This window comes from Glycomyces sp. NPDC050141 (assembly GCF_055586545.1).
Map to the genome: position 1 here is coordinate 18,229 of NZ_JBVJHZ010000030.1, position 24,362 is coordinate 42,590.

Annotated in this window: 24 protein-coding genes and 1 pseudogene; 16 read left to right on the plus strand and 9 right to left on the minus strand. The window is 71.6% G+C overall.

Translation table 11 applies throughout. The features are described from left to right. Positions 1-52: 52 nt before the first annotated feature. The gene (ndk, locus tag ACZ60M_RS17765) at positions 53-502 is read left to right on the plus strand and encodes a nucleoside-diphosphate kinase (RefSeq protein WP_465419351.1); all 450 of its coding nucleotides are present in this window, start codon (positions 53-55) and stop codon (positions 500-502) included. Between the two features lie 48 nt (positions 503-550). On the opposite strand, the gene ACZ60M_RS17770 is transcribed toward ndk, so the two are convergent. After that, positions 551-1,159, minus strand: coding sequence for a nucleotidyltransferase family protein (locus ACZ60M_RS17770; RefSeq protein WP_465419353.1), 609 nt, complete (start codon positions 1,157-1,159; stop codon positions 551-553). Positions 1,160-1,197: 38 nt separating this feature from the next. Further along, entirely contained in the window at positions 1,198-2,721 is a 1,524-nt protein-coding gene (locus tag ACZ60M_RS17775) for a PucR family transcriptional regulator (RefSeq protein WP_465419354.1), read from the minus strand. Between the two features lie 219 nt (positions 2,722-2,940). Between ACZ60M_RS17775 and uraD the strand changes: the two genes are divergently transcribed. The 12 genes and pseudogenes from uraD to ACZ60M_RS17835 all read left to right on the plus strand — a co-directional run bounded on the left by uraD (position 2,941) and on the right by ACZ60M_RS17835 (position 14,164). Then, complete coding sequence (gene uraD / locus ACZ60M_RS17780; RefSeq protein WP_465419355.1) at positions 2,941-3,435, plus strand: 2-oxo-4-hydroxy-4-carboxy-5-ureidoimidazoline decarboxylase; 495 nt, start codon at positions 2,941-2,943, stop codon at positions 3,433-3,435. Beyond that, positions 3,432-3,758, plus strand: a complete 327-nt coding sequence (uraH, locus tag ACZ60M_RS17785) for a hydroxyisourate hydrolase (protein ID WP_465419357.1) — start codon at positions 3,432-3,434, stop codon at positions 3,756-3,758. Before uraD ends, uraH begins: the two co-directional genes overlap by 4 nt. 2 nt (positions 3,759-3,760) lie before the next feature. Next, positions 3,761-4,624, plus strand: a complete 864-nt coding sequence (gene pucL, locus ACZ60M_RS17790; protein WP_465419359.1) for a factor-independent urate hydroxylase — start codon at positions 3,761-3,763, stop codon at positions 4,622-4,624. Next, complete coding sequence (locus tag ACZ60M_RS17795) at positions 4,621-5,499, plus strand: FAD binding domain-containing protein (RefSeq protein ID WP_465419360.1); 879 nt, start codon at positions 4,621-4,623, stop codon at positions 5,497-5,499. The genes pucL and ACZ60M_RS17795 overlap by 4 nt, the downstream gene beginning before the upstream one ends. After that, complete coding sequence (locus ACZ60M_RS17800) at positions 5,496-6,083, plus strand: (2Fe-2S)-binding protein (protein ID WP_465419362.1); 588 nt, start codon at positions 5,496-5,498, stop codon at positions 6,081-6,083. Before ACZ60M_RS17795 ends, ACZ60M_RS17800 begins: the two co-directional genes overlap by 4 nt. Beyond that, on the plus strand, positions 6,080-7,441 hold the full coding sequence (locus ACZ60M_RS17805; protein WP_465419364.1) for an 8-oxoguanine deaminase: 1,362 nt from the start codon (positions 6,080-6,082) through the stop codon (positions 7,439-7,441). The genes ACZ60M_RS17800 and ACZ60M_RS17805 overlap by 4 nt, the downstream gene beginning before the upstream one ends. Beyond that, complete coding sequence (locus tag ACZ60M_RS17810; RefSeq protein ID WP_465419366.1) at positions 7,434-9,749, plus strand: molybdopterin cofactor-binding domain-containing protein; 2,316 nt, start codon at positions 7,434-7,436, stop codon at positions 9,747-9,749. The genes ACZ60M_RS17805 and ACZ60M_RS17810 overlap by 8 nt, the downstream gene beginning before the upstream one ends. Further along, positions 9,689-10,765, plus strand: a pseudogene (locus ACZ60M_RS17815) (XdhC family protein); the annotation flags it as partial. The gene ACZ60M_RS17810 and the pseudogene ACZ60M_RS17815, both read left to right, overlap by 61 nt. 171 nt (positions 10,766-10,936) lie before the next feature. Continuing rightward, the gene (locus ACZ60M_RS17820) at positions 10,937-11,329 is read left to right on the plus strand and encodes an allophanate hydrolase-related protein (protein WP_465419368.1); all 393 of its coding nucleotides are present in this window, start codon (positions 10,937-10,939) and stop codon (positions 11,327-11,329) included. Positions 11,330-11,393: 64 nt separating this feature from the next. Next, on the plus strand, positions 11,394-12,779 hold the full coding sequence (gene allB, locus ACZ60M_RS17825) for an allantoinase AllB (RefSeq protein ID WP_465419370.1): 1,386 nt from the start codon (positions 11,394-11,396) through the stop codon (positions 12,777-12,779). Next, positions 12,776-13,798 carry an allantoicase gene (alc, locus tag ACZ60M_RS17830; RefSeq protein WP_465419372.1) on the plus strand — a complete coding sequence of 341 codons (1,023 nt, stop codon included), beginning with the start codon at positions 12,776-12,778 and terminating at the stop codon, positions 13,796-13,798. The genes allB and alc overlap by 4 nt, the downstream gene beginning before the upstream one ends. 15 nt (positions 13,799-13,813) lie before the next feature. Next, the gene (locus tag ACZ60M_RS17835) at positions 13,814-14,164 is read left to right on the plus strand and encodes a tRNA-binding protein (protein ID WP_465419374.1); all 351 of its coding nucleotides are present in this window, start codon (positions 13,814-13,816) and stop codon (positions 14,162-14,164) included. Between the two features lie 7 nt (positions 14,165-14,171). Here ACZ60M_RS17835 and ACZ60M_RS17840 read toward each other — a convergent pair whose 3' ends face one another. Genes ACZ60M_RS17840 through ACZ60M_RS17855 form a run of 4 tightly spaced genes read right to left on the minus strand, consistent with a single transcriptional unit; the run spans position 14,172 to position 18,133 of the window. After that, entirely contained in the window at positions 14,172-14,888 is a 717-nt protein-coding gene (locus tag ACZ60M_RS17840) for a polyamine aminopropyltransferase (protein ID WP_465419376.1), read from the minus strand. A gap of 47 nt (positions 14,889-14,935) precedes the next feature. Continuing rightward, positions 14,936-15,865 (minus strand): 2-hydroxyacid dehydrogenase, encoded by a 930-nt coding sequence (locus ACZ60M_RS17845; protein WP_465419378.1) that lies wholly within the window; start codon positions 15,863-15,865, stop codon positions 14,936-14,938. A 47-nt stretch (positions 15,866-15,912) separates the two neighbouring features. Further along, the gene (locus ACZ60M_RS17850; RefSeq protein WP_465419420.1) at positions 15,913-17,427 is read right to left on the minus strand and encodes a sensor histidine kinase; all 1,515 of its coding nucleotides are present in this window, start codon (positions 17,425-17,427) and stop codon (positions 15,913-15,915) included. Positions 17,428-17,455: 28 nt separating this feature from the next. Next, positions 17,456-18,133: a response regulator transcription factor gene (locus ACZ60M_RS17855; protein WP_465419380.1), complete on the minus strand. Its 678-nt coding sequence runs from the start codon at positions 18,131-18,133 to the stop codon at positions 17,456-17,458. Positions 18,134-18,358: 225 nt separating this feature from the next. Here ACZ60M_RS17855 and ACZ60M_RS17860 point away from each other — a divergent pair, with 225 nt between their 5' ends. Then, positions 18,359-18,907, plus strand: a complete 549-nt coding sequence (locus ACZ60M_RS17860; RefSeq protein ID WP_465419382.1) for a PepSY domain-containing protein — start codon at positions 18,359-18,361, stop codon at positions 18,905-18,907. A gap of 74 nt (positions 18,908-18,981) precedes the next feature. Here the strand turns inward: ACZ60M_RS17860 and ACZ60M_RS17865 are convergent, their stop codons facing one another. Then, a complete protein-coding gene (locus ACZ60M_RS17865; RefSeq protein WP_465419384.1) occupies positions 18,982-19,566 on the minus strand; it encodes a dihydrofolate reductase family protein in 585 nt (194 codons plus the stop codon). A 57-nt stretch (positions 19,567-19,623) separates the two neighbouring features. Continuing rightward, positions 19,624-20,493, minus strand: coding sequence for an SDR family NAD(P)-dependent oxidoreductase (locus ACZ60M_RS17870; protein WP_465419386.1), 870 nt, complete (start codon positions 20,491-20,493; stop codon positions 19,624-19,626). Between the two features lie 161 nt (positions 20,494-20,654). Here ACZ60M_RS17870 and ACZ60M_RS17875 point away from each other — a divergent pair, with 161 nt between their 5' ends. Together ACZ60M_RS17875 and ACZ60M_RS17880 are read left to right on the plus strand one after the other, a co-directional pair. Further along, positions 20,655-21,191, plus strand: coding sequence for a PadR family transcriptional regulator (locus tag ACZ60M_RS17875; protein ID WP_465419387.1), 537 nt, complete (start codon positions 20,655-20,657; stop codon positions 21,189-21,191). A gap of 163 nt (positions 21,192-21,354) precedes the next feature. Continuing rightward, the gene (locus ACZ60M_RS17880; RefSeq protein WP_465419389.1) at positions 21,355-21,762 is read left to right on the plus strand and encodes a hypothetical protein; all 408 of its coding nucleotides are present in this window, start codon (positions 21,355-21,357) and stop codon (positions 21,760-21,762) included. A gap of 73 nt (positions 21,763-21,835) precedes the next feature. On the opposite strand, the gene ACZ60M_RS17885 is transcribed toward ACZ60M_RS17880, so the two are convergent. Next, positions 21,836-23,962 (minus strand): anthranilate synthase component I, encoded by a 2,127-nt coding sequence (locus ACZ60M_RS17885; protein ID WP_465419391.1) that lies wholly within the window; start codon positions 23,960-23,962, stop codon positions 21,836-21,838. Positions 23,963-24,362 lie beyond the last annotated feature (400 nt).

Genomic DNA, 24,362 nt, shown 5'->3' on the forward strand with positions numbered 1-24,362 from the left:
GTTGCAACGTGAATCGTACGTGGGTGAGGCAACGGACACAACATCCCTTACGATGGCAGCCAGAATCCGACTGACACTTTCGAGGAGTCCTCCCGTGGCCGAACAGCGCACGCTCGTCCTGATCAAACCCGACGCCGTCCGGCGCGGGCTCATCGGCGAGGTCCTGTCCCGTCTGGAGCGCAAGGGGCTGCGGGTCGAGCAGCTGCGGCTGCGGACGATGGACGCCGCGCTCTCGGACGCCCACTACGCCGAGCACGTGGGCCGCGAGTACTACGAAGGCCTGAAAAACTTCATGACCTCCGGGCCCCTGGTGAGCCTCGTGGTCTCCGGTGACGAGGCGATCCCGGTGGTGCGCAAGCTCGCCGGCGCCACTGACGGGCGCAAGGCCGAGCCGGGCACGATCCGCGGCGACCTCTCGGTCTCCAACCAGCAGAACCTGATCCACGCCTCGGACTCGGAGGAGTCCGCGAAGCGCGAGATCGACCTCTGGTTCGCCGCTTAGTCTTTGACCGCACCACTGACGACGCTGGCAGCGGCACGGAGCCTCTGACTACCTAGGGATGAGGTGCTGGCCGCCCGAGCCGGGCCGCGTCAGCGCCTCCAGGTCGGCCTGCGTGTCGACGTCCAGCGGGTCGCCCGGGCATTCGATCTCCCGCACCAGCTGCGGGTTCGCGGCCAGGAAGTCGCGAGCGCCCCGGTCGCCCTCCGCCCCGGCGGCGATCGCGTCCAGGTGCTCGCGCGCGAAGTACATCGGGTGGCCGCGCCGCCCCGCGTACACGGCGACGGCGACCTCGGCGCCCTCCTCGGCGGCACCGATGACCAGCCGGACCGCTTCGGGGACGATGCGCGGCTGGTCGACCAGGGTCACCACGACCCCGTCGTACCGCTCGGGCACGGCCGCGAGCCCGGCCTTCAACGACGTCGAGAGCCCCTGCCCCCACCGCCGGTTGAGCACGGGCGTGAACGCCTCGGTCGCGGCGGCGAGCGCCTGCTCGGCCCCGGCGCCGAGCACGGCGAGCACCTGGCGGCACCCGCCCGCGTGCAGTGTGGCGACGGCCCGGTCGAGCAGGCTGCGCCCGTCGAACTCGGCCAAGGCCTTCGGTCCGCCGAAGCGCCGTCCGGCGCCCGCGGCGAGCACCAGGCCCGCGGTGTTCTTCATGTGTTCCCCCCTTTTCACGGCCCCGGGCGGGGCCGTGTTCACTCCAGGCTCACCGCGAGGGCGAGGTCCATCCGGTCGAGGGGGTTGCGCAGATCGCGGCCGGTCAGCTCTTCGACCCGCCGAATCCGGTACCGGACGGTGTTGACGTGCAGGTGGAGGCTCGCGGCGCATTGGCGCCAGGAGCCGTCGCACTCGAGGAACCGCCGCAGGGTCGGCAGCAGGTCGGAGCGGTGCCGGGCGTCGTATTCGAGGAGCGGGTCGAGGACGCGGGTGCGGAACGCCTTGCTGACGTCGGCCGGGACCGCCGCGAGGAGCATCCGGTGCGACACGAGGTGGTCGGGTTCGGCGACGTCGACGCCGCCGGGGCGCGGCTGCGCGAGCGCCGCGGTGTGCCGGGCCTGCTCGAGCGCCCCGCACAGTCCGGCGGGGGCGCGCACGGGGTCGGCGAACCCGATGCTGACCGCGCCGTGCCCGCCGAGCCCTGACAGGGCCTTCGCGCACTGCCGCGACCATTCGAGGAGCTTCGGGCGCTCCTCGGCGGACCCGGCCGGGCCCGCGAGGACCGCGACGGTCTCGTCCCCGAGGGTCGCCCACGCCGCCATGCGCGGGCCGAGCGGGTCGCCGTCCTGGCCCGCGATCGCTTCGGCCACAACGACTTCCCGCAGCGCCGCCGGTTCGCCGACGGCCGCGATGACGGTGACCGTCCCGCCCGCGGGCAGGCCCGCCGAGCGCATCAGGTGCTCCTCGACGTGGCCCTCCTTGAGCGCGGTCACCAGTTCCACGTGCGGCGCGGGCCGCACCGCCGGGTCGTCCAGTTCGAGCATGAGCAGGGCCGCGAGCTGCTCGGCGACGAGCCGCCGCTCCGGGGCCCACTGCGTGTGGTCGTCGTCGATCACCAGGAACCGGCCGGTGTGGAGGGTCGAGCCGATCCCGAACACCGAGTAGGCCCGGTGCCGGTCGAGCGTCACCTTCTGCGGCAGGCGTTCCGCGGCGTGCGCCCGCGCCACCACCGTGGCCCGATCGGTCTCGCCGAGGTCGAGCCCGCCGCGCAGCGCCCGCCCGGCGGGCGAGAGCACCAGGCACTCCATGCCCAGCTCCTTGCGGATCAGCTCGAGGATCTGCCCGATCCCGTCGGCCGCGATGAGCCGCCGGTGCCGGTCCAGGAGCGACGCCAGGTCACCCGACCGCCCCACCGACAACCGCTGCACGATCTTCTCGGTGATCTCCGCGAACGCCACCGCCGCGTCCACCGAGAACAGCGGCAGGTCGTGGCGAGCGCACGCGTCCACCAGATCGTGCGGCACGGAAGGGAACTCGGGGTGGTCGCCCGCGCCGAGCGCCGTCACGCCCGCCGCGATCAGGTTGCGCACGTAAGCATCCGAGTCGGCCTCGGCCCGGCGCCACATGAGGCCGGTGAGCACCAGCTCGCCGCCGGACAGGTACCGGCGCGGGTCGTGCATGTCGGTCGGCACGACCCACCGGATCTCGCGGTCGAGGTGGTGGCGGCCCGAGACCAGGGTCAAGCCCAGCTCGGGCATCTGCAGCAGTGAACGGAGTCGCATGGTGTGGCCCCCAGGGGTCCGGCCTTCACAGGCGCGTCGGGACGCGGTAGGCAACTCCACCATAGCGCCGCCCGACCGGGGCCTTTGGACGATCCTCCAGCATTTAACGGCGGGGAAACGAAGCTTTCATAGCCGAAGACGAAGCCCCGGGCCCCGCGTTCCGCTTCACTTACACCGTAGGGCGGTTTCGTGCCGCGGACCATGGACGAGGAGGCGCCGATGTGGACTCTCGGAGCGTTCAACACCGCCGACCCCGAGGGCGCGGTCGAGACGCTGACGGCCTGCTGCGCTTCGCGGGCCTGGGCCGAGAAGGTCGCCTCCGGCCGCCCTTACGGCAGCGTCGCGGCGCTGCAAGCGGCCGCGCTCGCGGGCTTCGACGAACTCGACGACGCCGAACTCGCGGTCGCACACGCCGCCCACGCCCCCATCGGGAAACCCAAACCCGCCGGCGAGGACCGCTGGTCGCGCGGCGAGCAGTCCCGGGCGCTGGCCGCCGACGAGGCGGTGCGGGCCGAACTCGCCGAGGTGAACTCGGCCTACGAGCGGCGTTTCGGGCGGGTCTTCCTCATCTGCGCGACCGGCCTCACCGCCGAGGCGATCCTCGCCGAAGCCAAGCGCCGCTTGGGCAGCACCGATGCGGTCGAGCACCGCGAGGCCGTCGGCGAACTGCGGAAAATCGTGGCGCTCCGCCTGGAGAAAGCGGTGCGGCCGTGAGCGAGTCCACCGTCTCCACCCACGTCCTCGACGCCGTCGCGGGCCGCCCCGCCGCAGGCGTCCACGTCACCCTCCTCAAGCAGGAAGGCGACGGTTGGACCGCCGTACAAACGGCCGCCACGAACGCTGACGGCCGCATCACCGGCTGGGCCACGACGCCCGGCCCGCACCGGATCAGGTTCGCCACCGGCGACTGGTTCGCCGCCCGAGACATCGACACGTTCTACCCGGAGGTCGAGATCAGCTTCACCGCCCCAGCGGGCCACAGCCACGTGCCGCTCCTGCTGAGCCCCTTCGCCTACTCCACGTACCGGGGGAGCTAGCCATGCCGTTCACCATGGGCCCCAACAGCTACGGCAAATCCGGGATACGCCTCGTCCGCGTCGGCCGCGAATCCGCGCGCCACGAACTGCGCGACCTCACCGTGCACACCGCGCTCTCCGGCGACCTCGACGCCACCCACTACACCGGCGACAACACCGGCGTCCTGCCCACCGACACGCAGAAGAACACCGTGTACGCGTTCGCCAGGGACGGCGTCGGCGCGATCGAGACCTTCGCCGAACGCCTCGCCCGCCACTTCACCGACACCACGCCCTCGATCACCACCGCGCGCGTCCAGATCGAAGAGCACGCCTGGACCCGCATCGGCGACCACTCCTTCACCCGCGGCGAAGGCGGCGAACTGCGCACCACCGAAGTCGTCTACGACGGCACGGCCGCCCGCACCGCCTCCGGCGTGAAGGACCTGCTGCTGCTCAACACCACCGACTCCGAGTTCACCGGCTTCCTCACCGACGAATACACCACCCTGCCCGAGACCGACGACCGCATCCTCGCCACCGCCGTCACCGCCACCTGGGACTACGCCGACGACGACGCCTTCTTCGACAGCGCTCTCTACGACAGTGCCTTCTACGACCACGCGTTCACCAAGGCCCGCGGGGCGCTCCTCGCCGCGTTCGCGGACACCTATTCGCTCTCGCTGCAACAGACCCTCCACGCCGTCGGCGAGCGCATACTGAAGACGATCCCCGAGGCCCGGGAGGTCCGCCTGTCGCTGCCGAACCGGCACCACTACCTCTACGACCTCGGACGGTTCGGCCTCGACAACCCCGGCGTGGTCTTCCAGGCCGGAGACCTCCCGTACGGGCTCATCGAGGGCACGGTCCGAAGGGAGGAGGCATGAGCACCCCTGCGGCAACGGACCGGTTCCACCGCCCCGCCGACCTGCGCGAGGCGCTGCGGCTCCTCGCCGCCCACCCCGAGGCCGTCCCGGTCGCGGGCGGCACCGACCTCATGGTCGCCGTCAACTACCGCCGCACCCGGCCCGCCGCCATGCTCGACCTCACCCGCCTCGCCGATCTGCGCGAATGGTCCGACGAAGGGGACGCCATCCGCATCGGCTCGGGCGTCCCGTACGCGCGCATCGTCGCCGAGCTGGCAACGGTCCTCCCCGGGCTCGCCGCCGCCTCGCGCACCGTCGGCTCCCCGCAGATCCGCAACCGCGGCACCCTCGGCGGCAACCTCGCCACCGCGTCCCCGGCCGGGGACGGCCACCCGCCGCTCCTCGCGACCGGCGCGGCCATCGAGATCGCGTCCGTCTCCGGCACGCGCACCGTCCCGGTCGCCGACTTCTACACCGGCCCCAAACGCAGCGTCCTCGAACCGGGCGAGCTGATCACCGCGGTCACCGTCCCGAAAGCGGCCGGGCCGCAGCAGTTCCTCAAAGTGGGCACGCGCAACGCCATGGTCATCGCCGTGTGCTCGCTCGCGGTCGCCCTCGACCTCGACACGCGGCGCCTCGGCACGGGCATCGGCTCGGCCGGGCCGACGCCGCTCACCGCGCCCGACGCGAACCTCATCGAACTGCCCTGGACCCGGCCGGACCTGTTCAACGACGCGCTCGCCGAGGAGTTCGGCCGCCGGGTCGCGGCCGCGGCGCGGCCCATCGACGACGTGCGCGGCACCGCCGACTACCGGCGCCACGCGCTGGCGGTGTGCGCCGCGCGGGCACTGCGGCGGGTCTGGACCGCCGCACATGAACCGAGGAGCAGCCGATGAGAGTTGACTTGCGGATCGACGGCGAGGCCGCCGTCGCCGAGATCGACCGGCCAGGGGAGAGCCTGCTCGCCACCCTGCGCGACCGGCTCGGACTCACGGGCACGAAGAACGCCTGCGAGCAGGGCGAATGCGGCTCGTGCACGGTGCTGCTGGACGGCGACCCGGTCTGCTCGTGCCTGGTCGCGACCGCGCAATGCGAAGGGCGCGAAGTGAAAACGGTGGTGGGGGCGGTGCCCCGGCCGGTGCGCGACGCGTTCATCGCGTGCGGGGCCGTGCAATGCGGGTTCTGCACACCGGGCCTGCTCGTCTCGGTCGCGGATCTCCTTGCACGCGAGGACGACCCGAGCGACGTCCAGATCCGTGAGGCGCTGGCGGGGAACCTGTGCCGGTGCACGGGGTACGAGAAGATCATCGACGCGGTGCGCGCTGCGGCGGAAGCGATGGGGGACGGCGCGCAAGAGGCTGAACCGGAGGCCGACGGGGTGTCCCGAGTACCCGCCCGGACCCGCCTGCACCACAACCAATGGATAAATGTCGCCAATATTTCACGCGCCGCCGACGAATCTTCGGAGGACACGCCGTGAGCACCATAGTGATTGAGAACACCGCAGTCGCGACGGTCGACACCGCCGGGACCGAGCACCAGAGCGGCCACATCGTCGCCGAGAACGGCGTCATCACCGCCGTCGGCGCGGGCCCGGCCCCGCGTATCGAAGGCGCGCAGTACATCGACGGCTCCGGCTGCCTGGCCACGCCCGGCCTGGTCAACACCCACCACCACCTCTACCAGTGGGCCACCAGGGGATACGCGACCGACCACACCCTCTTCGAATGGCTCGTCGACCTCTACCCCGTGTGGGCCCGCATCGGCCCCGCGCACGTCGCCGCCGCCAACACCGCCGGGCTCGCGTGGCTCGCCCTCTCCGGATGCACCACGGCCGCCGACCACCACTACGTCTACCCCGCGGGCCACGCCGCCGACCTGATCGAGGTCCAGATCGCCGCCGCCGCGAAGATCGGCGTCCGGCTCCACCTCGCGCGCGGCTCCATGGACCGCGGTGTCAGCGACGGCGGCCTCCCGCCCGACCACCTCGTCGAGAACATCGACGCCGCGCTCGCCGCGACCGCCGACGCCATCGACCGGTACCACGACCCCGCGCCCGGTTCGATGCTGCGCATCGCCGTCGCCCCCTGCTCGCCGTTCTCCGTCTCCACCGAACTGCTCCGCGAATCCGCCGCGCTCGCCCGCGACAAGCACGTCCGCCTCCACACCCACCTGTGCGAGACCCTCGACGAAGCCGACTTCTGCCAGCAGGTCCACGGCTGCGACCCCGTCGAGTACATGGACAAGGCCGGCTGGATCGAAGCCGACACGTGGCTCGCCCACGCCGTCCACCTCGACGCGAAAGCGCAGCGGCGCCTCGGCGCGGCCGGGACGGGCGTCGCCCACTGCCCGTCGTCCAACGCCCGCCTGGGCACCGGCCTCGCCGACGTCCCCGCGATGCTCGACGCCGGCATCCCCGTCGGCCTCGGCGTCGACGGCGCCGCCAGCCAGGAGGCCGGGCACCTCGGCGAGGAACTGCGCCAAGCCCTCTACACCGCAAGGCAACTGAAGGGCCCGCACGCCATGGACGCCCGCACCGCCCTGCGCCTGGGCACCATCGGCGGCGCCCGCGTCCTCGGCCGCGACACCGAGATCGGCTCGCTCGAACCCGGCAAGCAGGCCGACATCGCCCTGTGGGACCTCACCGGACTCGGCCACGCAGGGATCAACGACCCCGTCGCGGCCCTCGTCCTCGGACCAGTCGCGCCCCTGCGGCTCCTCACCGTCGCAGGGCAACCCGTCGTCGAACGCGGCGAACTGCGCACCGCCGACACCGCGGCGCTCGCCCGCGACCTCGCCACCGCCAGCGCGAACCTCAGGGAGGCCCGCGATGCCTGAACCCGCAGCGCCCCGACCGACCGCGCCCGCCGACGCCGTCGAGACCGCGCGCACCGACACGGCGCCCACAAAGACTCCGACCCCGCCGACAAGGGCAGCCGGCGGGGTCGGGACCCAAGGCCGCTCCGGCGGCGTCGGGTCCAGCCCCACCCGCCCCGACGCCGAAGCGAAAGTCAACGGCGCCTTCGACTACGCCTCCGACCTCGAGTTCCCCGGGATGCTGTGGGGCCACACGCTCCGCAGCCCCCACCCCCGCGCGCGCCTCGTCTCGATCGACACGGCCGCCGCGCTCGCCATGCCGGGCGTCGAAGCGGTCCTCACCGCCGCCGACGTCCCCGGGAAGCTCCACTACGGACTCATCGAGGCCGACCAGCCAGTACTCGCGATCGACGAGGTCAACTACGAGGGCGAACCGGTCGCGATCGTCGCCGCCGAGACCCTCGACCTCGCCCGCCTCGCTGCCGAAGCCGTCACCGTCGAGTACGAGGAGCTCGAAACCCACTGGGACCCTGAGGAAGCCGTCGAAGCCGGGAACTTCTTCCGGTACCAGCCGGTGCGCCTGGGCGACCCCGACGCGCAGGCCCCGGCCGCCGTCGTCGCCCGCGAATACGTGGTCGGCATGCAGGACCAGGCGCCGCTCGGCCCCGAATCCGGTGCGGCCGTACCCGGCGCGGACGGCGGCGTCGAGCTGTTCGTCGCGACCCAGTGGGTCCACTCCGACCTGGAGCAGATCGCGCCGTGCCTCGGCCTCGAACCGGGCCGCGTCCACATGGCCATCGCCGGGATCGGCGGCGCGTTCGGCGCCCGCGAGGACCTGTCGGTGCAGATCCACATGGCGATGCTCGCCCTCGCGACCGCCCGCCCGGTGAAGATGATGTACGACCGGGCCGAGTCCTTCGTCGGCCACGTCCACCGGCACCCGGCGCGGATGCGGTACGAGCACGCGGCCGACGCTGACGGGAAGCTCCTGTACGTCAAGGCCCGCATCATCCTCGACGGCGGCGCGTACGCCTCCACGACCGAGGCCGTCGTCGGCAACGCCGCCTCACTCGCCGTGGGGCCCTACGAGGTCGAGCACGTGACCGTCGACGCCTGGGGCGCGCGCACGAACAACCCGCCGTGCGGGGCGATGCGCGGCTTCGGCGGCGTCCAGACCTGCTTCGCGTACGAGTCCCAGATGGACGCGCTGGCGGACCTGCTCGGGCTCGACCCGCTGGAGTTCCGCCGCCGCAACGCGGTCGCGCAGGGCTCCAAGCTCATCACCGGGCAGGTCGTGGACGCCTACGACCCGTCCCGCTCGGACAACGGGAGGCCGTTCTCGCCGCTCGCGGACATGCTCGGGCGCATCAAGGCGGTGCCGGTCCCGGCCGTACCGGTGGGGCGCGACATCGTCGAGCTGCCCGGCGGCACGGGCAACACGACGCACGGCGAGGGCGTGCGCCGCGGCGTCGGCTACGGCGTGGGGCTCAAGAACGTCTGCTACTCCGAAGGGTTCGACGACTACTCGACCGCGAGCGTCCGGCTCGAACTCGTCGACGGCGAGACCGTGGCGTTCGTGCACACCGCCGCCGCCGAGGTCGGGCAGGGGCTTTGGAGCCTGCAGGCGCAGATCGCCCGCACCGAGCTCGGCGTCGACCGGGTCGAACTGCTCGCCAACGACACGAAGGCCGGTTCGACCGGGTCCTCGTCGGCGTCCCGTCAGTCGTACATGACCGGCGGCGCCGTGAAGGCCGCGTGCGAGGCCGTGCGCGAACTGTGGCAGGACCGCGACCTCGCCGACGGCCCGATCGAGGCGACCCGCGTGTTCCGCCACCGCGAGACCAAACCCATGGACCCCGTTACGGGCCAGGGCGAGACGCACGTCCAGCTCGCCCTGTGCGTCCACCGCGCCACTGTGGACGTCGATATCGAACTCGGGCTCGTCAAGGTCGTCGACCTGACCTGCGTCCAGGACGTCGGGAAGATCATGAACCCGGTCGCGCTCGAAGGCCAGATCCACGGCGGGTCCGCGCAGGGCCTCGGCCTGGCGGTCATGGAGGAGATGATCACCGACCAGGGGCGCGTCAGGAACGCCTCCTTCACGGACTACCTCATCCCCACCATCCTCGACATGCCGCCGATGCGGCTGCACATCGTCGAGAACGCCGACCCTGAAGCGCCCTACGGGCTCCGCGGCGCGGGCGAGCCGCCCACGCTCTCCTCGACGCCCGCGATCGTCGCCGCGATCCGCGACGCGACGGGCCTCGCGCTCACGCACATCCCGGTCAGGCCCGAGCACCTGACCGCCCACCTCGGGAGGCAGCCATGAAGGACATCGCCGCGACGCTCCGCGCCTGGATGGACGCGGGGAAACCCTTCGCGCTCGCCTCGGTCGTCGCCACCACAGGCTCCTCGCCGCGCCCGCTGGGCACCGCGCTCGCCGTGGACGCCGACGGAACAGCGGTAGGCGGCGTGTCGGGCGGGTGCGTCGAGGCCGCCGTGTACGTGCGCTGCCAGGAAGTCCTCGAATCCGGTACGGCCGCGACGGAGTCGTTCGGCTCCACCGAAGAAGAGCGGTTCTACCTGGGCATCACGTGCGACGGTTCGATGGACGTGCTGGTCGTCCGCGTCGAACCCGACGATCCCGCGATCGGCGCCGCCCTCGACGCGATCCTCGCCGGTGAGCCCGTCTCGCTCGTGCGCGCCGTCGAAGGCCCCGACGTCGGTGCCGCGGTCGCCATCAGCCCCAACGGGTTCGCCGGGCGCCTCGAGCTCGGCGCGATCGACCTCCCGGCCGTCTCGGGTGGTGTCGGGCGGTTCGCCGTGGAGGTGTACTCGCCGCCGCCGAGGCTCCTGGTCTACGGCGGCGTCGACTTCGCCGCGCCGATCGTGCGCGTCGCCAAGACCCTCGGCTTCCGGGTCACGGTCTGCGACGCCCGGCCGGTGTTCGCCACGCCGATCCGCTTCCCCGAGGCCGACGAGATCGTCGTCGACTGGCCCCACCGCCACTTCGACCAGGCCGACGCCGACGCCGACACGGCCGTCGTCGTCCTCACCCACGACGCCAAGTTCGACCTGCCGCTGCTCGAACGCGCCCTCGTCTCCGAGGCCGGGTACATCGGCGCGCTCGGCTCCCGGGCGACCCACCGCGACCGCCTCGAACGGCTCCGCGAGGCCGGGCTCGGCGAGGACGCCCTCGCCCGCCTCCGCTCCCCGATCGGCCTCGACCTCAACGGCCGCACCGCAGACGAGACGGCCCTGTCGATCGTCGCCGAGATTGTCGCCGTCCGAAACGACGCCCGAGCCGGCTTCCTCACCAACGCCGAAGGCCCGATCCACCACTGACCGACCCGAGCAAGGACCGAACGTCCCGACCAGCACTCGCCGAGCCGAGACCGCCGCGGCCGGAGCCACGACCGAGCATCCAGCCTCCCGACCGGCACCCGCCGCGTCGCGACCGACACGGCCGCAGCCAGACCCGCGACCGAACGGACACCGAGCACCTAGGAGCCACCGATGGTCCACATGTTCCTCAACGGAGGCGGCATGAAGGGCGGCAACCTCCACCACCTCATCGGTGGCGCGCCGTTCGTCGGCCCCGCCACGACGCTGCCGCTCTACCGGCTGCACTCCGTCGGCGACGACCACCCGGCCCTCCAGCTCGCGCCCGAAGGCCAAGGGGCGGCGATCGAAGGCGAGCTCTACGACATCGACCTCGCCGTCCTGCGCACCTCCCTCCTGCCGGCCGAACCGGCCGACCTCGAACTCGGCGTCGTCGGCATGGCCGACGGCTCCGAAGCGCTCGGCATGCGCCTGCGCGACGACTGCGCAAACCTGCCCGAGCTCATCGACATCACCGCCCACGGCTCCTGGCGCGCCTACAACGCCGCGAAAACCGAGGCCCCATGACCCATCAGCACCACCGCCGCGTCTTTCCTCCCTCCTCGTAACCGATAGCGCACCTGGAGTCACCATGATGACCGACCCCTACGACATTTCCGCTCCTGTCATCTACGACCTGGTACTCCGCTCCCGCCGCACCGTCCTCCCCGACGGCGAGCGGCCTGCCGCCGTCGCCATCGCGGGCGAGCGCATCGCCGTCATCGGCGACTACGACGAACCGATCCCCGCCCACCGCACCGAAGACCTCCGCGACCTCGCGCTCCTCCCCGGCCTCGTCGACACCCACGTCCACGTCAACGAACCCGGCCGCACCGAATGGGAGGGCTTCGCCACCGCCACCCGGGCCGCCGCCGCAGGCGGCGTCACCACCATCGTCGACATGCCCCTCAACAGCCTCCCGCCCACTGTCGACACCGCCGCCCTCGCCGCCAAGCGCGCCGCCGCGACCGGTCAGACCTGGGTCGACACCGGCTTCTGGGGCGGCGCCGTCCCCGGCAACGACCACGACCGCAAAGGTCTCCACGACGCCGGCGTCTTCGGCTTCAAATGCTTCACGGCCCCATCGGGAGTCGACGAGTTCCCGCCTCTCGACGCCGCCGCCCTCCACCAGGCCTGCGCGACGGTCGCCGCCCTCGACTCGCTCCTCCTCGTCCACGCCGAAGACCCCGCCCGCCTCCACGACACCCCCGCCGCTGCGCAAAGCCGTGGCCCGCAAGCGTCGCCAAGCAGCGACTTCGACCGCTTCCTCGCCACCAGGCCCCCCGAAGCCGAGACGAGCGCCGTCCTCCAGGTCATCGAGGCCGCCCGCGCCACCGGCGCCCGCGTCCACATCCTCCACCTCGCCGCCGCCGAAGCCCTCGAAGCGATCGACGCCGCCCGGCGGGACGGCGTCCGCATCAGCGTCGAGACCTGCCCCCACTACCTCACCCTCGCCGCCGAGCACATCCCCGACGGCGCCACCGCGTTCAAATGCTGCCCGCCCATCCGCGGCGAGGCCAACCGCGAAGTGCTCTGGGACGGACTGCGCAACGGCCGCATCGACATCGTCGTCTCCGACCATTCGCCGAGTCCGCCCGCCATGAAGACCGGCGACTTCGCCACCGCCTGGGGCGGTATCGCCTCACTCCAAATCGGACTCCCCGTCGTCTGGACCGAGGCCCGTCGGCGCGGCCTCGCGCTGACCGACCTCGCCCGGTGGATGTGCACGGGCCCCGCCGACCTCGTCGGCCTCCACCGCAAGGGCCGCATCGCGACCGGAGCGGACGCCGACCTCGTCGCGTTCGACCCCGAACGGGATTGGACCGTCCGCGCCGCCGACCTCCTGCACCGCCACCCCGTGACCCCCTACGACGGCACGACCTTGACCGGCAAGGTCGTCTCGACCTGGCTGCGCGGCAAGCGCATCGACACCGAGGCCGCCCCGCGCGGCCGCCAACTGCGAAGGAGCCCACGATGACCGATGCCGCACCCGCCGAGGCCGCCCCCGACCCCGACGACTGGCGTGCCCTGCCCGACCTCGCCGCCCGCGCCCTCGGCGGCGCCGTCCTCGCCGCCAACGACGAGTCCTTCGCCGAGAAGGAAAGCCTCATCCGCCCCTACCCGGTCGTCCACCAGGCCCACACGTTCGGACACAAAGGACAGCTCTATGACGGCTGGGAGACCCGCCGCCGCCGCGAACCCGGCCACGACTGGGCGATCGTCCGCCTCGGCGTCCCCGGCACCGTCAGCGGCATCGTCGTCGACACCGCCTACTTCACCGGCAACTTCCCGCCCCGCATCTCCGTCGACGCCTGCCGAACCGCTGATTACCCCGCGCTCGCCGACCTCCTCGACGCCGACTGGCAGCCGCTCGTCCCCGTCTCGGACGCCAAGGGCGACAGCGTGAACGAGTACGAAGTCCACGACACGCGCCGCTGGACCCACGTGCGCCTCAACATGCACCCCGACGGCGGCATCGCCCGCCTGCGCGTCCACGGCACCCCCGTGCCCGACCCCGCCGCGTTCGCCGACCTGCCGCTCGACCTCGCCGCGCTCGCCAACGGCGCCGCGGTCACCGGCGCCTCGAACGCGTTCTACTCCAACCCGGTCGGCGCGATCATGCCCGGCCTGCCCGCGAGCCAGGCCGACGGCTGGGAGACGGCCCGCCGCCGCGAACCCGGCCACGAATGGCTCGACGTGCGCCTCGCCGGGCGCGGCGTCATCCGCGTCGCCGAACTCGACACGACCCACCTCAAGCACAACGCCCCCGGCTGGGCCGCAATCGAAGCGCACGACGGCGACACCGCGTTCGAGCTCCTGCCGCGCACGGCCCTCCAGCCGGACACGCCGCACCGCTTCGTCCTCGGCAACGACCGGCCCGCGACCTCGGTGCGGCTCAACATCTTCCCCGACGGCGGCATGGCGCGCCTGCGCCTCTACGGCCGCCTCACCGACGCGGCACTGGAGGAAATGCGGCGGCGCTTCCAGGCGGACTAGCGCTATCCTGCGGCGATGACCGAACCCACGCCTGAGAGCTCAGCCGAGGACTTCTTCCGCACCGAGATCCGCGCCGGACGCGTCGTCAAAACCGAAGTGAACGCGAAGGCCCGCGTCCCCGCGTACAAACTGTGGATCGACTTCGGCGAACACGGCCTCAAGCAGTCGAGCGCGCAGATCACCGCCCGCTACAGCGCCGAGGAACTGGTGGGGCGCATGGTGGTCGCGGTGACGAACTTCCCGCCGCGCCGCATCGCGGGCTTCAAATCCGAGGTGCTCGTGCTCGGCGTCCCCGTCGAAGGCACGGACGAAGTGGTGCTGCTGGCCCCCGACGCGGACGTCCCCCTCGGCGCCCGGATCGCCTGACTAGGCCCTAGGCCCGGACCGCCGTGTACACGGTGTTCGAGGAGCGCCCGCCGGTGTAGGGGTTGTCGAACCAGACCCGCTTGGCCTTCACCCCGGTGAAGACCTCCATCAGGACGGTCATGAACTCCGGTTCCGGCGGGTCGTCCGACCAGATCGCGAACACCCCTTCCGGCTTGAGGTGCGCGGCCATTGCGCGCAGGCCGTCCGCCGTATAGAACTCGGCGTGCGGGGAGTGCAGGACCCGGCTGGGGGAGTGGTCGATGTCGAGCAGGACCGCGTCGAAGGCCCGGCCCGGCCGCTCGGGCTCGAACCCCTCCCCGCTCATCGCGGCGGCGAAGAAGTCCGCGCACACCAGGCGCACCCGCTCGTCGGCCGCGAGACCGACCGTGTCGGGCAGGAGGTCCCGCTCGTGCCAGTCGATGACGGCCTCCGAGTATTCGATCACCGTCAGGTCCCGCACCCGCGGGTCCTCAAGGGCCGCAAGGGCGGTGTAGCCCAGGCCGAGACCGCCGACGACCACGTCGAGGTCGTCGCCGCCCACGCGGGCCAGGCCGAGGTGCGAGAGCTCCCGCTCCGCCACGGTGAACAGGCTCGACATGAGGAAGTCCTCGTCGAGCTTGACCTCGTAGACCTCGGCCTGCACCTCCGGGTCGAACCGCCGCCGCAGACTGATCTCGCCCATCGGCGAGTCACGCCAGCCCAGTTCCTCGAATCGCATCGTCACCGCACCATCGAACCATCAACGGCCCTGTGAGCAGCGACCCGCACCCGCTAGTAGCCGTCCGCGACCACGTTCAGCAGCGCCTCGCCCGCCGCGAAACGACGGATCTGGTCGCCCACGCGCGGATAGACCCGCTCGATGAACCCCAGGACCGCGCCGCCCACGTGCGGCGTCACGATCGCGCCCTCCAGACCCCACAGCTCATGGTCAGCGGGCAGCGGCTCGGGCTCGGTCACGTCCAGCGCGCACCGCAGCCGCCCCGAGGCGACCTCGGCCGTCAACGCCGCCGTGTCGACGATCTTGCCGCGCGCCGCGTTCACCAGCAGCGCGCCGTCCTTCATCCGCTTCAGGAACTCGGCGTCCACCAGGCCCTCGGTCTCCGCCGTCAACGGCACCATGACCACCACGACATCGGCATCAGGAAGCAGCCCCGGCAGATCCGCGAGCGTCCCGACCCCGGGCCGCGCCGACCTCGCCACCATCCGCACCGCCATCCCGGAGGCCTCGAACCGCCGCGCCACGGCCGCACCGATCGAACCGGCACCCAGGACCACCGCGGACTTCCCCGACAGCGTCGTACCCCACGACAGCTCCCACTTGCCCTCGGACTGGTTCCGGGCGAACACGTCCAGCCGCCGCACCGAAGCCAGCGCCGCCGCCATCACCCACTCGGCCGTCACCTCGGTATGCGCACCGCGGTTGTTGCACAGCAGCACCCCGTCCGGGACCACCGGCACCCACTGCTCGACACCCGCACTGAGCAGCTGCACGACCTTCAATTCCGGCATGTCCTGCAGCGCCGTCGGCACCGTGTACGCCATGCCCGGCAGGGTCGCCTTCGGTGCAGCAGGCGGCACCAGGAACTCGACGCTCCCCGGATCGGACGGATACTCGCCGCCGTCGTACACCTCGACGACGACGCCGTCGGGAACCGGGCCGAGCCGTTCAAGACCGGCCTCATGGGGAATCCAAGCTTTCATCCGGCCATCGTAGGGACCGCCGCCCTCACGTTCGCTTCGAACCTCCCTCACCACCCCCTCTCGGTGCGGCGCAGCGCCAGACGGAACAGCGCCCCGCCCTCAGGCGCGTCGAGCACGTAGACCATGCCGTGGTGCTCCAACGCCACGTCCTGCACGATCGCCAGCCCCAGGCCCGCGCCGCCCTCGTCGCGGCTGCGCGACTCGTCGAGCCGCACGAACCGGTCGAAGATCCGCCGCCGCTGCCCCTGCGGCACACCGTTCCCGTCGTCCGCGACGTCCAACCGCAGCCAGTCCTCGTCCTCGACCTCCAACCGCACCGACACCGCGCCGGTCGCATGCCGCTGCGCGTTCGCGAGCAGGTTCCCCACCGCCCGGGCCAGGTGCCCGCGCACGCCCCACACCGACAGGTCCTCCTCCACCTCCAGGCGCACCGGCACCCGGTCGGTGGCGGCCCGGCGCGCCACCTCCTCCCGCACCAGCTCAGTGAACGGCACCGCCACATGCGGCGGCCGCTCCCCGGCATCGAGACGCGCGAGCAGCAGCAGGTCGCTCGCGAGATCCTGCAGCCGCGTCACGTCCCCGAGCGTCGCGTCGAGGTCGAGCAGCTCCGGATGCTCGCGCGCGATCTCCAATTGCGTGCGCAAGATCGCGAGCGGACTGCGCAGCTCATGCGAGGCGTCGGCGACGAACCGGCGCTGCTGCGCGACGGCCGCATCCAGCGCCGCCAGCGTCAAGTTCGTAGTCCGGGCGAGACTGTGGATCTCGTCCCGGCTCGCCGGAACCGGCACCCGCCTACTGAGGTCGCCGCCGGTGATCTCGATGAGCTCCTTCTGGATCGCCCGCACCGGCCGGAGCGCCCGCCGGACCACCAGCCAGGTCACCACGGCGACGACCAGCAGCAGGGGCGCGAGCGCCCACGCCATCGTCGCCGCGACACTGGCGACTGCTTCCTCCTGCGTCTCAAGGGAAGCCCCCGAGTAGACGGCGTAGACCCGCCCGTCCGGGGCGGTCGCCGAGAGCGCCGCGAACCGGTAGGACGCGCGCTCGCCCGGCACAGTGACGGTCTCGAAGTCGATCGCCGACCCGACCGAGCCGCCACCCGCGGCCGTGGTCGTGCCCTCGCCCGACGGCGCCTCGTCGTCGTCATCCTCGGCGTCGTCCGAATCGTCGTCATCGTCATCGCCGTCACTGGGCGCGGCCGCGCTGGCCGTTTCGACGGGGTCGGGTGCGGGGGCGAACGAGCCGATCGGAACGGCGCCTTCGAGGTCTTCGCTGGCGGCGACCACGTTCCCGTCCGCGTCGACGATCTGCACGAGCTCGTCGTCATCGGGCAGTTCGATCGCCTCGGGCGCCGTGCCGGAGGCGAGCTGCCCGGCGACGGACCGGGCGTTGACTTCAGCGGTGAGTTCGGCGCGGCCGTAGAGGTTGTCGCGCAGCAGGGTCACGACCAGGAGCCCGGCGGCGACCAGCGCGACCGCGACCACGAGGGTGGCGCCCACGGTGGTGCGCGCCCGTACGGATTCGGGCCGCCAGAACGGCTTCTTGCCTTCGGCCCGTTTCATGGCCCGCCGGATCTCGGCCCGCTGCGCCTTATCCACCGTCGGCCGCCAGCCGGTAGCCCGCCCCGCGGACGGTCGCGATCGAGTTGCGCCGGTAGGGGGCGTCGATCTTGCGGCGCAGGTTGGAGATGTAGACCTCGACGATGTTCACGTCGCCGTCGTAGGCGAAGTCCCACACGTGGTGCAGGACCTCTGTCTTGGACACGACCTCTCCGGCGCGGCTCGACAGGTATTCGAGGACGGAGAACTCCTTCGAGGTGAGCTCGACCTGCTCGCCGCCGCGGCGGCAGGTGCGGGTGGCCGGGTCGACGGTGAGGTCGCCGAAGCGCCACACGGTGGGCGCGGCGGACCGGCCGCGGCGCATCATCGCGCGCAGGCGCGCTTGCAGGACGACGAAGGAGAACGGTTTGGTGAGGTAGTCGTCGGCGCCGGTGTCGAGGCCTTCGGCCTCGTCGTACTCCCCGTCTTTGGCGGTGAGCATGAGGATCGGCGTGGTGATGCCCTCCTGCCGGAGGGTCGCGCACACCTGGTAGCCGTTCATGGAGGGCAGCATGATGTCGAGGATGACCGCGTCGTAGTTGCCGATGCGGGCCATCGACAGGCCGGTCCGGCCGTCATGGGCGAGGTCGACGGCGTACCCCTCGGCCGTCAGCCCGGCGGCGACCATCTTGGCCAGCCGCTGCTCGTCTTCCACCATCAGCAATCGCATGTCCCGAAGCTTGACACAGCGAACCTGAAGCCAAGCTGAAGTCGCTCGCGGACACACAAAATCGGCCTCTGCCAGGAAAAACACGCTTCATGACACGCCCCGAACCCCTCCCCGCCACGCTGCCGCCCTGCTTCCTGAAGGCGGCTTCAGGTGACTTCAGCCTGGCTTCAGGTTCGGGGGCGCATCGTTGCCCACATCAACCGCACACCTGCGAGAGGACACGAAATGAACGCTCCGACCGACACCCAGCAGGCCCCGACCCCCGGCGAGCCCGAGCCCGCCCGCCGCCGCTTCAGCGGCCGCCAGCGCACCTTCGTCATCGCGGGTGCCGCGGGCGCCCTGCTCCTCGGCGGCGGCACCGCCGCCGCGTTCGCGGCCGACGAGATCGACGACCGCGAGGACCGCATCGAGCAGGCGGCGGATGACACAGGCGGCCAGAACGACGACCGCGACGACGCGGACGACCGCGACGGCACCGATGACGACGACTTCGTGCTGCCCGACGAGGCCATCGGCGAGGACGCGGCCGTCGAGGCCGCGCTCGAGGAGGTTCCCGGCGAGGTCTACGACGTCGACCTCGAAGGCACCGCCGAGGCGCCCGTCTGGGTGGTCGAGGTGACCGACGCCGACGGCGCCGAATGGGACGTCACGGTCGACGCCCTCGACGGCACGGTCACCGAGGTGACCGCCGACGACGACGCGAACGACGACGACAGCGCCGACGGCGATGACAACGACACCGACGACCGGGACGACAACGGCGACAACGACTAACAAGTGACCCGCCCGGCCCAGGTGGGCCGGGCGGGCTACCAAACCATCGGAGGAGTGCCCTCCCCTCGATCGCGTTACTTCACCCGGTACGCGAGGCTCGCGAACGGGCCGCTCGCCTTGGCCTCGATCAGTTCGAGGTGGTGGGAGAGAATCCGGCGCGGCAGGAGCGGCGCCCCGTCGCCGAGGAAGACCGGCGCGAGCGAGGCGCGAACCTCGTCGAGGAGTCCGGCGTCGAAGAACTGGCCGACGAGGTCGCCGCCGCCGACGATCCACCGGTCCTTGCCGCCCGCGGCCGCGACCATCTCGGCGTGGACCGCCACGACGTCGCCGGACACGAACCGGATGTCCTTGCCCGGCACCGCCGGGAGATCACGGGTGGTGAACACCCAGGTCGGCGCCTCGTACGCCCACTTCTCCGGGTGCTCGACCGCCTTCTCGTGATCGAGAATCCACTCGTAAGTGGTGGAGCCCATGCAGATCGCCCCGACCCCGGCGAGGAACTCGCCGAACTCGTCCATCGGGCTCTCGACCGGCTCGCCGTCCGGACCGGCCTCGTCAGGCATGCTCCCCGGGACGGTGAAGAGCCACTCCAGGGAATTCTCGGGGTCCGCGATGAACCCGTCGATACTGGTCGCTGTGTGGTACACGGTTTTCGCCATCCCGCCAGCCAATCACGGGCGACCGACGCTCCGCCGAAGAATCCTTTCGAACAAGGCTCAAATCGCCGGCGCGGCCTCCCGCGGGGCCCGAATGCCCTTGACGCCCAACGCACTCGCCACCGCCGATTCACGCATCGACCGCGGCAGCCGCGCCAGCACCTTCGACAGGACGCGGGCGTTCGCGCTGCCGAAATACTCGGGCTTCACCCGCTTGTCGGTGACCGCCGCCGCGATCGCCCCCACGATCCCCGCCGTCGGCTCATACTGCTGCTTCGCGCTCGCCCGCTCCACCGCCGCCAGATGCTCGCGGTACAGCGCCGCCCGCTCGGCCGGGACCTCCGCGGCCCGCTGCGCCTCGGCGGCCGTCGCGAAGATCGACGTCGCGACCAGGCCCGGCACGACCACCGTCACCGGGATACCCCATGCGGCCAGCTCGCCGCGCAGCGACACCGTGATCGAGTGCAGCGCCGCCTTGCTGGCCGAAGTGGACGAATAGAACTGCATCGGCACGTACGCCGTCGGCGCGCCCACGTTCACGATCCGGCCCGCGCCCGTCCGCAGCAGCGGCAGCGCCGCCTTCGCCACCCGCACCGGGCCGAAGACGTTCACCTCGAACTGGCGGCGCAGCTCCTGGTCGGGGATGAGTTCGAGCGGGCCGTTCACCATGATGCCCGCGTTGTTGACGACCGCCTGCAGTCCGAGCGCGCCGCGCTCGGACTCGATGCGCCCGACCGCCTCGGCGACCGAAGCCGGGTCGGTGACGTCGAGCCGGACCTCGCGGATACGCGCGGCGCCGTCGAACGGTCCGTGCCCGGTGCGGCGCATCCCGGCATAGACGAGGAAGCCCCTGGCGGCCAGTTCGAGCGCCGCAGGGGTGCCGATGCCGCCGTTCGCGCCGGTCAGCAGGACGGCTGGGGTGTTGTCCATGAGAGCTCCAAGCAGTAAAACTTGACATGTATGAACTGACACGTCGAACATTACCTATCAAGCGATGGCGCGTCAACCCCGCCCGCCCGACCGGCGGCTAGACTCGCCGAACGGCCCGGACCAAGCGGAGCCCTGACCTGCCAAGTCCCAGAGGAGATGCGATGTCGCTGCGGTATGCCCTGCTCGGGCTCCTCGCCGGAGAGCCCGCCAGCGGCTACGACCTCGCGCAGCGCTTCGAGAAGCAGCTCGGCCTCATCTGGCCCGCGAAGCACCCGCAGATCTACGGGGAGCTGAACAAGCTCGCCGACGCCGGCCTCATCGAGGTCGACAGCGAAGGCCCGCGCGGTCGCAAGGTCTACCGCGTCACCGACGCCGGGACCGGGGAGGTCAAGCGCTGGCTCACCGAGGCCCCGGTCGACCACGCGGTCCGGATGGAGCCGCTGCTGCGGTCGGTGCTCTCCTGGCTCATGGACCCCGCCGACCTCCGCGAGCACCTCGCCGCCGAGGCCGCGTACTACCGCGAGGCCGCCGCCGGGTTCAGGCAGTTCGCCGCCGCCAAGGACAACGGCGCCTACGGCGACGCCCCGCCGGTCAAGTCCATGCGCGCCACCATCGAAGCGGGCGTCAAGCTCTATGAGGCCCTTGCGGACTGGGCCGAATGGGCCCAGACCGTCCCGCCCGCCGAACCGGAGCACTGAGGCCGCCCGGCCGGGCCGCCGCCGCGGTCCGGCGCGCCCGCCCGTTCTGTCGGCTTCCCGACATTACCCGTTTTGAGTAGGAACGCGCCCTTCTTCGTAATTAGGTTGAGATCACGTCATAAGGCGTAAGCATGATCAAGTTCACCAAAGGGGTGATCTGGTAATGAAGAAGTTCTTCACTGCCATCGGCGTCATCGCGGCCGCGTTCGCGCTGTCGTTCTCAGCCATGTCCTCGGCCGCAGCGGCTCCGCCCGTGCCCGTCGACGTGCCGACGCCAGTCAAGTCAAGGATCGAGAACGCCGACACGGTTCCGGCCAACGCCGTCGAGCAGCGGACCTGCCGGGCCCGCTTCACCGAAGGCGTCAACCACCGCCGCCTCGCCGAGGTCGGCGCCGCGATCCTCGAGGTCATCCCGGCCGAAACCTGGGTCCCGGTCTCCTGCGAGCGCGGTGAGGGCGGCGAGTACAGCGCCTGCGGCCTCACCAGCGACTTCTGGATGGAGGTCTACTGGAACGGCGCCTGGGGCTACAGCGCCTGGTCCTGCGTCCAAGACTGGGAGTACACCTCGTAGCTCCCAGACCGTAACGCCCGCAACGCAAAGGGCCGGGAAGCGCCATCGCGCTCCCCGGCCCTTCCGTGTCAGCTCAAGCGGTCAGCCGCAGCACGTTCCCGATGATCCGGTGCCCGTGCGCGCCCGCCGCCGTCAGGATCGACTCGGGGTGGAACTGCACCGCGAACCAGCGCTTCCCCGGGGCCTCGATGGCCATGACGACCTCGCCGATCGCCGCGGTCGGCGCGAAGTCGCCCTTCACCTGGTCGGGCGTGGCGTACAGCGAGTGGTAGCGCGCGGCGGTCACCTCGAGGGGCAGGCCGTCGAACAGGCCCCCGCCGGTCACCTTCACGTTCCCGGGCTTGCCGTGGCTCGGCTCGTCCAGCAGCGACAGCGACCCGCCCGCGTGCTCGACCATCGCCTGCAGCCCCAGGCAGACCCCGAACGCCGGGAGGCCCTGCCGCGCGATCTCGTCGAGCAGCGCGGCGGTCCCGAAGTCGTTCGGGCGGCCCGGTCCGGGCGAGAGCACCACCAGGTCGGGGGCGGTCTCGGCCAGCACCGTCGCGGCGTCGAACCCGAACCGCAGGGTCGTGACCTCGCACCCGTGCTGGCGGAAGTAGTCGCCGAGGGTGTTCACGAACGAGTCCTCGTGGTCGACCAGCAGCACCTTGCGGCCGTGGCCCATGGGCCCGCCCGCGACCTCGATGGGCTCGGGCACGACGGCGGCCGCGCCGATCCCGCCCGCGGCGGTCTCCAGCAGCGCCCGCGCCTTCAGGTGGGTCTCGGCCTCTTCGGCGTCGGGGTCGGAGTCGTACAGGAGCGTCGCGCCCGCGCGCACGCACGCGACGCCGTCGCGGATCTGCGCGGTGCGCAGCGTCAGCCCGGTGTTCATCGTCCCGTCGAACCCGACGAATCCGACCGCGCCGCCGTACCAGCGCCGCGGGGTCGTCTCCTGCTCCTCGATGAACCGCATCGCCCACGTCTTCGGCGCGCCGGTCACCGTCACCGCCCACATGTGGGTCAGGAACGCGTCGAGTGCGTCCATGCCTTCACGCAGCCGCCCCTCGATGTGGTCGACGGTGTGGATCAGCCGCGAGTACATCTCGATCTGCCTGCGCCCCAGGACCTTCACTGAACCGGGCACGCACACGCGGGCCTTGTCGTTGCGGTCCACGTCGGTGCACATGGTCAGCTCCGACTCCTCTTTCGCGGAGCCGATGAGCGCGGCGATCTGGGAGGCGTCGTGCATCGGGTCGTCCCCGCGCGCGATCGTCCCCGAGATCGGGCAGGTCTCCACCCGGTCGCCGGTGACCCGCACGAACATCTCCGGCGAGGCCCCGACCAGGTATTCGCGGTCGCCGAGGTTGAACAGGAACTCGTACGGCGCGGGGTTCGCGGTGCGCAGCCGCTCGTAGAACGCGGTCGGCGAGTCGCACGCCGCGTACATCTCGTGGCCCGGCACGACCTCGAACAGGTTGCCCGCCTTGAACTCCGCCTTCGCGCGGCGCACCGTGTCGGCGTACACCCCGGGCACCGGCCCGTCGGGCACCTTCTCGGCCTGCACGTAGTCCAGGGACGCGGTCTCGCGCGAGAGCCCCTTCGTGGAGCGCCCGCCGAACGAGAAGTCGTAGCGGCGCACCTGCGCGGTCTCGCGCTTGCGGTCGACCACGTAGATCTCGTCGGCCAGGTGCAGCACCAGGTCGCGGGCATCGGCGGGCCGGTCTTTGGCGAACGGGATCGGCTCGAACTGGTAGGCCAGGTCGTACCCGAACGCGCCCCACAGCCCCAGGTACGGGTCGTCGCACTTGAGCGCTTCGAGGATCACGCGCAGCGCCGAGAACGCCGTCGGCAGCTTCGAGCGCAGCTCCTCCGGGACGCGCTCGGTCGGCGTGGGGACCAGGACGCGCACCTCGCGGTCGTCCCTGGTCACCGTCCCGACCCCCGACGCGTCCAGCGCGTCCGCGAGCACATCGACGAGGAGGAACCCGCGCGCGTTCAACTGCCGCACGGTCACCTCGCGCCCGCGCGCCACGACCTCCAGGGACGGGTCGACATAGGCGAGGTGGTAGCGCGAATAGCGGCCCGGGTACTCCATGCCGCTGGAGAGCACGCCGCCGCGGCGCGTCTCGACCTGCGCGACGATCGGCGTCAGGTCCGGGTCGTCGAGCTCGCTGACGTGACGCTCGACCGTCACACCGGCGGGTGTCAGAAACTTGGTCATCGGCCCTCTCACTGGGTCTCAGGTCCCGACTCGAGGCGGCCGACCCCGGATACGACGAAGCGACCGCCTACGAGACGGTCGCTTGCTTCTTGCACGCAAAAGCAGGGACGCCGCCTCAGCGACGCCACCACCAGTTGCGTGCGTGGATTCTCACAGGCCGAATACTACATGCCCGGCAGGTGGGACCGCCGCCGGTGCGCTGCAGGGTCGTGCTGCGCAGACGCGCCGTAAATGGCTCGCGGACCCGGCAGGGCGCGGCGCTACACTTGCGTGCAACAGCGTCGACCCGGCCATCACCGGCGAGCTTCCGGAAGAACCGGCCCGTGAATCTGCATAGGGCCCTAGTAGAACCGGACGGGCGCGGCCCGTCACCGCCGCCGAATCAAGCGGGCGCACCGGT

Excerpts from the sequence above, each read along its gene's own strand:
- ndk (WP_465419351.1), top strand. The coding sequence starts at position 53 with ATGGCAGCCAGAATCCGACTGACACTTTCGAGGAGTCCTCCCGTGGCC.
- ACZ60M_RS17770 (WP_465419353.1), bottom strand. The coding sequence starts at position 1,159 with ATGAAGAACACCGCGGGCCTGGTGCTCGCCGCGGGCGCCGGACGGCGC.
- ACZ60M_RS17775 (WP_465419354.1), bottom strand. The coding sequence starts at position 2,721 with ATGCGACTCCGTTCACTGCTGCAGATGCCCGAGCTGGGCTTGACCCTG.
- uraD (WP_465419355.1), top strand. The coding sequence starts at position 2,941 with ATGTGGACTCTCGGAGCGTTCAACACCGCCGACCCCGAGGGCGCGGTC.
- pucL (WP_465419359.1), top strand. The coding sequence starts at position 3,761 with ATGCCGTTCACCATGGGCCCCAACAGCTACGGCAAATCCGGGATACGC.
- ACZ60M_RS17795 (WP_465419360.1), top strand. The coding sequence starts at position 4,621 with ATGAGCACCCCTGCGGCAACGGACCGGTTCCACCGCCCCGCCGACCTG.
- ACZ60M_RS17800 (WP_465419362.1), top strand. The coding sequence starts at position 5,496 with ATGAGAGTTGACTTGCGGATCGACGGCGAGGCCGCCGTCGCCGAGATC.
- ACZ60M_RS17810 (WP_465419366.1), top strand. The coding sequence starts at position 7,434 with ATGCCTGAACCCGCAGCGCCCCGACCGACCGCGCCCGCCGACGCCGTC.
- ACZ60M_RS17820 (WP_465419368.1), top strand. The coding sequence starts at position 10,937 with ATGGTCCACATGTTCCTCAACGGAGGCGGCATGAAGGGCGGCAACCTC.
- allB (WP_465419370.1), top strand. The coding sequence starts at position 11,394 with ATGATGACCGACCCCTACGACATTTCCGCTCCTGTCATCTACGACCTG.
- alc (WP_465419372.1), top strand. The coding sequence starts at position 12,776 with ATGACCGATGCCGCACCCGCCGAGGCCGCCCCCGACCCCGACGACTGG.
- ACZ60M_RS17835 (WP_465419374.1), top strand. The coding sequence starts at position 13,814 with ATGACCGAACCCACGCCTGAGAGCTCAGCCGAGGACTTCTTCCGCACC.
- ACZ60M_RS17845 (WP_465419378.1), bottom strand. The coding sequence starts at position 15,865 with ATGAAAGCTTGGATTCCCCATGAGGCCGGTCTTGAACGGCTCGGCCCG.
- ACZ60M_RS17850 (WP_465419420.1), bottom strand. The coding sequence starts at position 17,427 with ATGAAACGGGCCGAAGGCAAGAAGCCGTTCTGGCGGCCCGAATCCGTA.
- ACZ60M_RS17855 (WP_465419380.1), bottom strand. The coding sequence starts at position 18,133 with ATGCGATTGCTGATGGTGGAAGACGAGCAGCGGCTGGCCAAGATGGTC.
- ACZ60M_RS17860 (WP_465419382.1), top strand. The coding sequence starts at position 18,359 with ATGAACGCTCCGACCGACACCCAGCAGGCCCCGACCCCCGGCGAGCCC.
- ACZ60M_RS17865 (WP_465419384.1), bottom strand. The coding sequence starts at position 19,566 with ATGGCGAAAACCGTGTACCACACAGCGACCAGTATCGACGGGTTCATC.
- ACZ60M_RS17870 (WP_465419386.1), bottom strand. The coding sequence starts at position 20,493 with ATGGACAACACCCCAGCCGTCCTGCTGACCGGCGCGAACGGCGGCATC.
- ACZ60M_RS17875 (WP_465419387.1), top strand. The coding sequence starts at position 20,655 with ATGTCGCTGCGGTATGCCCTGCTCGGGCTCCTCGCCGGAGAGCCCGCC.
- ACZ60M_RS17880 (WP_465419389.1), top strand. The coding sequence starts at position 21,355 with ATGAAGAAGTTCTTCACTGCCATCGGCGTCATCGCGGCCGCGTTCGCG.
- ACZ60M_RS17885 (WP_465419391.1), bottom strand. The coding sequence starts at position 23,962 with ATGACCAAGTTTCTGACACCCGCCGGTGTGACGGTCGAGCGTCACGTC.